Here is a 7,628-nt window from a genome sequence, read left to right as displayed (position 1 = left end):
GCGGAGGTGGGACGACGAAATCGAATTCTAACGAATTACCGATTTCTGTCCCACTCTCTACACTATAGCAACGGAAGACATGGGATTCGAACCCACGCACGCTTTCACACGCCTACCGCGTTTCCAACACGGCCTCTTAAGCCTCTTGAGTAATCTTCCAATACTTACTAAAATAGTTTATCATAAAGGCAAGTATCTTGCAAATAAAATTCAAACAATTGGCAAAATGATAGAAAATGAAAGAAAGTGACAAAAAGTGCTTGATTTTGCTATTTTTTGTGATAGAATGATTATTGTAATCGTTAACAGGAGGTGAGTAAGTGCTAAAAACTGAGAGAAAAAAGTTGATTTTAGAGGAGTTGGGTAAACATAAAGTCGTTACTTTAGAGAAATTAGTAGGCTTGCTAGATACTTCAGAATCAACAGTTAGACGCGATTTAGATGAATTGGAGTCTGAAAATAAACTTCGCCGAGTGCATGGAGGAGCAGAGTTGCCTCACTCCTTGCAAGAAGAAGAAACCATTCAAGAGAAATCTGTCAAAAACCTTCATGAGAAAAAATTGATTGCGCAAAAGGCAGCTTCCCTCATCAAAGAAAAAGATGTTATCTTTGTGGATGCAGGAAGTACAACAGCCTTTCTCATTAAGGAATTGGAGCGAAAAGACATGACTGTTGTGACTAACTCCATTCACCATGCGGTTCAATTAGTGGATAAGCAAATCCCGACAGTTATTATTGGCGGTGGGGTTAAGATGACGACTGATGCCAGCATCGGTGGTGTCGCGCTTAATCAGATTAACCAATTACACTTTGATCGTGCCTTTATCGGAATGAACGGTGTAGATGAAGGTTATTATACAACTCCAGATATGGAGGAGGGAGCTGTTAAGCGAGCTATCTTAGAAAATGCCAAACAAACTTATGTTTTGGCGGATTCATCTAAGGTTGGTCAGTCTTGTTTCGCTAAGGTTGCCCCTATAAAACGAGCTATTGTCATTACAAGCAAGGGTCACGAACTCTTGCCAGCTATCAAAGAAAAAACGGAGGTTATCGAAGTATGATTTATACAGTCACGCTAAATCCATCTATTGACTACATTGTTCGTCTGGATAAAGTGGAAGTTGGTAGTGTTAATCGTATGGATAGTGATGATAAGTTTGCTGGTGGTAAGGGAATCAATGTTAGCCGTGTCTTGAAACGCTTGGATATTCCAAATACAGCGACTGGATTTATCGGAGGTTTTACTGGTAAATTTATCACAGATACTTTAGCTGAAGAGCAAATTGAAACGCAATTTGTCCAAGTGGCAGAAGATACGCGTATCAATGTCAAGATCAAAGCCGACCAAGAAACAGAAATCAATGGGACAGGTCCTAATGTTGAGCCCGAACAACTTGAAGAGTTAAAAGCCATTCTTTTAAGTTTAACAGCAGAAGATACAGTTGTATTTGCGGGTTCGAGTGCTAAAAACTTGGGTAATGTTATTTACAAAGAATTAATTGCTTTGACGCGTCAGACAGGCGCACAAGTAGTCTGTGACTTTGAAGGTCAAACCTTGATTGATAGTTTGGATTATCAACCACTTTTGGTGAAACCAAATAATCATGAACTGGGAGCTATCTTTGGAGTCAAGATTGAAAGCCTTGATGAAATAGAGAAATACGCTCGAGAATTGCTAGCTAAAGGTGCTCAAAATGTTATTATTTCCATGGCTGGTGATGGAGCCCTTCTGGTAACATCAGATGGAGCCTACTTTGCTAAACCGATCAAGGGAACAGTTAAAAACTCAGTTGGGGCTGGTGACTCGATGGTTGCTGGATTTACGGGTGAGTTTGTCAAATCAAAAGACGCAGTGGAAGCCTTTAAATGGGGAGTGGCATGTGGAACAGCAACGACATTCTCAGATGATTTAGCAACTGCAGAATTTATTAAAGAGACTTATGAAAAAGTTGAGGTAGAAAAAAGATGAAAATTCAGGATTTATTGAGAAAAGATGTGATGTTGTTAGATTTGCAAGCAACTGAAAAAACAGCAGCTATCGAAGAAATGATTCGTAGCTTGGTGGAGCATGGCTACGTGACAGATTTTGAAACCTTTAAAGAAGGAATCTTAGCGCGTGAAGCTTTGACTTCTACAGGCTTGGGCGACGGTATCGCTATGCCACACAGCAAAAATGCTGCTGTTAAAGAAGCGACTGTTCTCTTTGCTAAATCAAACAAGGGTGTTGACTACGAAAGTTTAGATGGACAACCAACTGACCTCTTCTTTATGATTGCTGCTCCAGAAGGTGCCAATGATACTCACTTGGCTGCCTTGGCAGAATTGTCACAATATTTGATGAAAGACGGCTTTGCTGACAAACTTCGTCAAGTAACATCAGCTGATCAAGTTATTGACCTCTTTAACCAAGCTTCAGAAAAAGATCAAGAGCCAGTACAAGCTCCTGCGAATGAATCTGGTGACTTTATCGTTGCTGTAACTGCTTGTACAACAGGAATTGCCCACACATACATGGCACAAGAAGCTCTTCAAAAAGTGGCCGCGGAAATGGGTGTCGGTATCAAGGTTGAAACCAATGGTGCTAGCGGTGTTGGCAACAAATTGACATCAGAAGATATTCGTAAGGCTAAAGCTGTTATCATCGCTGCAGATAAGGCAGTTGAAATGGATCGTTTCGATGGCAAACCATTGGTAAATCGTCCAGTTGCAGATGGTATTCGTAAGACAGAAGAGTTGATCAACTTGGCTCTTTCTGGTAATGCTGAAGTATATCGTGCTGCTAATGGAGTGCAAGCTTCAACAGCATCTAACGAAAAACAAAGTGTCGGTGGTGCTTTCTACAAACACTTGATGAGTGGTGTATCTCAAATGTTGCCATTCGTTATCGGTGGTGGTATCATGATTGCCCTTGCCTTCTTGATTGATGGTGCTATGGGTGTGCCAAACGATAGCCTCGGAAATCTTGGATCTTACCATGAACTCGCTTCTATGTTCATGAAAATCGGTGGCGCGGCCTTTGGTTTGATGCTTCCAGTATTTGCAGGATATGTTGCTTACTCAATCGCTGAAAAACCAGGTTTAGTAGCAGGTTTCGTAGCTGGAGCTATTGCCAAAGAAGGTTTTGCCTTTGGTAAAATCCCTTACGCTCAAGGTGGTGAAGCAACTTCAGCTCTCGCAGGGGTATCATCAGGTTTCCTAGGAGCCCTTGTTGGTGGATTTATCGCTGGTGCCTTGGTACTCTTGGTTAAGAAATACGTGAAGGTTCCACGCTCACTTGAAGGTGCTAAATCAATCCTTCTCTTGCCACTTTTTGGAACAATCTTGACAGGCTTTGTCATGCTAGCTGTTAATATCCCAATGGCAGCAATCAACACTGGTATGAACAACTTCCTTGGTGGTCTTGAAGGTGGATCAGCTGTCCTTCTAGGAGTCGTTCTTGGAGGAATGATGGCTATCGATATGGGTGGACCTGTCAATAAAGCAGCTTATGTCTTTGGTACTGGTACGCTTGCAGCAACAGTGTCAACAGGTGGTTCAGTAGCTATGGCAGCAGTAATGGCTGGAGGAATGGTTCCACCACTTGCAATCTTTGTCGCAACTCTTCTTTTCAAAGATAAATTCACCAAAGAAGAACGTAACTCAGGTTTGACTAACATCGTTATGGGCTTGTCATTCATTACTGAAGGTGCGATTCCGTTTGGTGCAGCTGACCCAGCTCGTGCTATCCCAAGCTTTATCCTTGGTTCAGCAGTAGCAGGTGGACTTGTTGGTCTTGCAGGAATCAAACTGATGGCACCTCACGGAGGAATCTTCGTTATCGCCCTTACAACAAATGCCCTTCTTTACCTTGTCTTTGTCTTGGTAGGAGCACTTGTTAGTGGTGTAGTTTATGGTTACCTTCGTAAACCATTAGAAAAATAATCACAAATAGATTCAAATGACTGAACACGAAAGTGGGCAGTCATTTTTTGATAATGGAGTTAGAGAGACCGGTCTCTAAAGTGATATAATAGAAGTAAATCGTAGAGAATTTAATACTCAATGAAAATCAAAGAGCAAACTAGGAAGCTAGCCGCAAGCTGTACTTGAGTACGGTAAGGCGACGCTGACGTGGTTTGAATTTGATTTTCGAAGAGTATAAATGACAGAATGCTAAAGTTCTACAACTACTTTAGAGGAGAAAAGTGTCATGAGTGATTCTAGAAAAGAAGAAATCGACAAATTAGTGAAAGAAAATATCCCTCACCAAAATCTTGCAAAAGAAGAGTTACAGAAGGTCTATGCCAGCTTGGTGGAGGAGAATTTTCCTGATTCTAAACGAATTCATTTTATAGCTGATTTAGGCAGGAGTCCAGAAATTGCCTTTCATTTTGAGCTCATTTGCAACGATTGGGAGGAAGAAACTGACCTGAATTTTGAAGCGAGTTTTGACCAGCATGGGCAGGAGGGAATCGATTATCTTTTGGAAATTCTCGATCAAAAGGAAGCAGAGAGACAACGTGTTTTGATTGTATATCTTCTAGCGAAAATCCTCTCCAAAGTAAGACATAGAGATTTTTATGCATCTTCCTGCAAGCAAGTACTTCCTGTTCTAATCTCTCTTTTACCTAGTTCAGAAGCTTCGAATCGTAGAAAGTTAATCATTGCCCTAGGGTGGATTGGTTCAATAAGTGAGATAGAAATCTTAGGGCAACATCTCTTGACTGACCAAGATGCACTTTGTCGTGCCTGGTCTGCCAGTAGTTTGATGCAATTATCTTTTCATCAAGTTGAAAAAGAAGTCTTGATAGAGAAAACAAAGGAATTGTTTGGTGAAGCAATTGCAGAAGAAAAGGACTTTCGGGCTTGTGCTCTGATGATAGAAGCAGCTCAAGTTTTATTTGGGAAAAAATGGATACCTACATCTGCTGTAGAGAAGTTGGAAATCGAAAAGATTGAGAAGGCAAGAAAATCAGCATTTAGATTTTTGAAGAAGTAGTGAGACAAGGTTGTTGAAAAATCATATAGAATAGAAAATTCAGAAATATCAACGAAAGATGATTGTGTCTAGTAGATGCAGTCATTTTTTTGATTTCTCTAGATGTTTCTGAAATATGGTATAATAGAAGCATGGCAAACAAAAATACAAGTAAAACAAGACGGAGACCGTCAAAAGTTGAATTAGAAAGAAAGCAAGCTATCCAACGGATGTTAATTTCCTTAGTCATAGCTTTTTGCTTAATGTTCGCTGCTCTGAGATTAGGAGCAGTGGGTCTCACCCTTTATAATCTCATTCGTCTATTAGTAGGAAGTCTGGCCTATCTGGTCATTTTTGTCGTTCTAGTCTATCTTTTTTTCTTCAAATGGATTCGGAAGCAAGAAGGTCTAATCTCAGGTTTTCTTTGCATTTTTTCAGGCTTATTGCTGATTTTTGAAGCTTATCTTGTATGGAAATATGGCTTAGAGCAGTCTGTCTTTAAGGGAACTTTAGCCCAAGTTTTGACAGATTTGACAGGTTTTCGTGTGACTAGCTTTGCTGGGGGAGGGCTGCTAGGTGTTGCCCTTTATATTCCAGTCGCCTTTCTTTTTTCAAATATTGGTACTTACTTTATCGGAGCCATCTTAATCTTGATCGGTGCTCTTCTAGTTAGTCCCTGGTCTGTCTACGACGTTGCTGATTTTCTTGGAGCACGTTTTTCGCTTTGGATGGAGCGACGCGAGCTGAAGAAACAAGAACGCTTCATCAAACGGGAAGAAGAAAAAGCGCGTAAGGAGATAGAAGAGCAGGAAAGACTTGAGAAAGAACAAGAGGAGCAAGCCTTGTTGGACATACCTCCTGTTGATATGGAAACTGGCGAGATTTTAGAAGCGCCCCCTGTTCATTTTGATGATTTACCACCTCTTCCTGAGGAAGAATGGATAGAACCTGAAATTATTCTCCCTCAAGCAGACTATGATCTTCCTAGCGAAGTTGATATTCCAGAGGAAGCTGAGTTCTTAGATGATGAGGATGTTGAGGTAGATTTTTCTGCTAAAAAAGCTTTAGAGTACAAACTCCCCAGCTTGCAACTCTTCGCACCCGATAAGCCAAAAGATCAGTCAAAAGAAAAGAAAATCGTACGAGAAAATATCAAAATTTTGGAAGAAACCTTTGCGAGTTTCGGTATCAAGGTAACGGTTGAACGTGCTGAAATCGGTCCATCAGTTACCAAGTACGAAGTCAAGCCAGCAGTTGGTGTTCGTGTTAATCGCATTTCCAATCTAGCAGATGACTTGGCTCTGGCCTTGGCTGCGAAAGATGTCCGTATCGAAGCTCCAATTCCAGGGAAATCCTTGGTCGGGATTGAAGTACCTAACTCTGAAATTGCGACCGTATCTTTCCGAGAACTCTGGGAACAGTCCCAAACTAAACCTGAAAATCTGCTAGAAATTCCTCTTGGAAAAGCCGTTAACGGAACTGCACGTAGTTTTGATTTGGCTAAAATGCCTCACTTGCTAGTAGCTGGTTCGACAGGTTCTGGTAAATCTGTTGCAGTCAATGGTATCATTGCAAGTATTCTCATGAAGGCACGTCCAGACCAAGTCAAGTTTATGATGGTGGATCCGAAGATGGTTGAGTTGTCAGTCTATAATGATATTCCTCACCTCTTGATTCCGGTCGTGACGAATCCTCGTAAGGCCAGCAAGGCCCTTCAAAAAGTCGTAGATGAGATGGAAAACCGTTATGAACTCTTTGCCAAAATTGGGGTTCGTAATATTGCTGGTTTCAATGCCAAGGTGGAGGAATTCAACGCTCAATCTGAGTACAAACAAGTACCTCTTCCTTTGATTGTTGTGATTGTCGATGAGTTAGCTGACCTCATGATGGTAGCTAGCAAGGAAGTAGAAGATGCCATTATCCGTCTAGGACAGAAGGCGCGTGCGGCTGGTATCCATATGATCCTTGCGACTCAGCGTCCTTCGGTGGATGTTATTTCTGGTCTGATTAAGGCCAATGTACCGTCACGTGTAGCCTTTGCTGTATCTTCTGGAACGGATTCGCGAACTATCTTAGATGAAAATGGTGCTGAGAAATTGCTTGGTCGAGGGGACATGCTCTTTAAACCAATCGATGAAAACCACCCTGTTCGTCTGCAAGGCTCCTTTATCTCTGATGATGATGTTGAGCGTATTGTTAGTTTTATCAAGGCTCAAGCAGATGCTGATTATGATGAAAGCTTTGATCCCGGAGAGGTTTCTGAGACAGAAGGTGAGTCTGGCACAGGAGATGAAGGTGGAGATCCACTATTTGAAGAAGCTAAGGCTCTGGTCATTGAAACTCAAAAAGCGAGCGCATCCATGATTCAACGTAGATTATCAGTTGGTTTTAACCGAGCAACTCGCTTGATGGAAGAATTAGAGATGGCTGGGGTTATTGGTCCAGCAGAAGGAACGAAGCCACGAAAGGTTTTACAACAATAAAAAACGTAAAAATAGTATAAAAATGCATGGAAACTTTATTGAAAAGTTAGTCAAAAATGGTCTAACTTTTACGATGAAGTTTCCTTTTTATAGCGATTTCTTTAGAAATAAGGCTATCTGAAAATCGTTTCAGACTTGCCTAATAATCGGATTTTACTTTTACTAGTTTTACCTGTTAAAGTATTGAT

At 41.2% G+C, this 7,628-nt stretch carries 5 protein-coding genes and 1 tRNA gene; 5 read left to right on the top strand and 1 reads right to left on the bottom strand.

Going from position 1 to position 7,628, the window contains the following annotated elements:
• Positions 1-71: 71 nt before the first annotated feature.
• Positions 72-159 (bottom strand) — tRNA-Ser (locus ADM33_RS08460).
• Between the two features lie 161 nt (positions 160-320).
• Between ADM33_RS08460 and ADM33_RS08455 the strand changes: the two genes are divergently transcribed.
• The 5 genes from ADM33_RS08455 to ADM33_RS08435 all read left to right on the top strand — a co-directional run bounded on the left by ADM33_RS08455 (position 321) and on the right by ADM33_RS08435 (position 7,440).
• Positions 321-1,061, top strand: coding sequence for a DeoR/GlpR family DNA-binding transcription regulator (locus tag ADM33_RS08455; RefSeq protein ID WP_049504500.1), 741 nt, complete (start codon positions 321-323; stop codon positions 1,059-1,061).
• The gene (gene pfkB, locus ADM33_RS08450) at positions 1,058-1,969 is read left to right on the top strand and encodes a 1-phosphofructokinase (RefSeq protein WP_049504498.1); all 912 of its coding nucleotides are present in this window, start codon (positions 1,058-1,060) and stop codon (positions 1,967-1,969) included. Before ADM33_RS08455 ends, pfkB begins: the two co-directional genes overlap by 4 nt.
• Positions 1,966-3,921, top strand: a complete 1,956-nt coding sequence (locus ADM33_RS08445) for a PTS fructose transporter subunit IIABC (protein WP_049504496.1) — start codon at positions 1,966-1,968, stop codon at positions 3,919-3,921. Before pfkB ends, ADM33_RS08445 begins: the two co-directional genes overlap by 4 nt.
• A gap of 268 nt (positions 3,922-4,189) precedes the next feature.
• A complete protein-coding gene (locus ADM33_RS08440; RefSeq protein ID WP_049504493.1) occupies positions 4,190-4,978 on the top strand; it encodes a HEAT repeat domain-containing protein in 789 nt (262 codons plus the stop codon).
• 131 nt (positions 4,979-5,109) lie between these two features.
• The gene (locus ADM33_RS08435) at positions 5,110-7,440 is read left to right on the top strand and encodes a DNA translocase FtsK (protein WP_080982717.1); all 2,331 of its coding nucleotides are present in this window, start codon (positions 5,110-5,112) and stop codon (positions 7,438-7,440) included.
• Positions 7,441-7,628 lie beyond the last annotated feature (188 nt).

The organism is Streptococcus oralis, from assembly GCF_001075875.1.
Lineage (GTDB): Bacteria > Bacillota > Bacilli > Lactobacillales > Streptococcaceae > Streptococcus > Streptococcus oralis_I.
The sequence above is the reverse complement of the archived record's forward strand: the minus strand, read 5'-3'. Positions and strand labels throughout refer to the sequence as shown.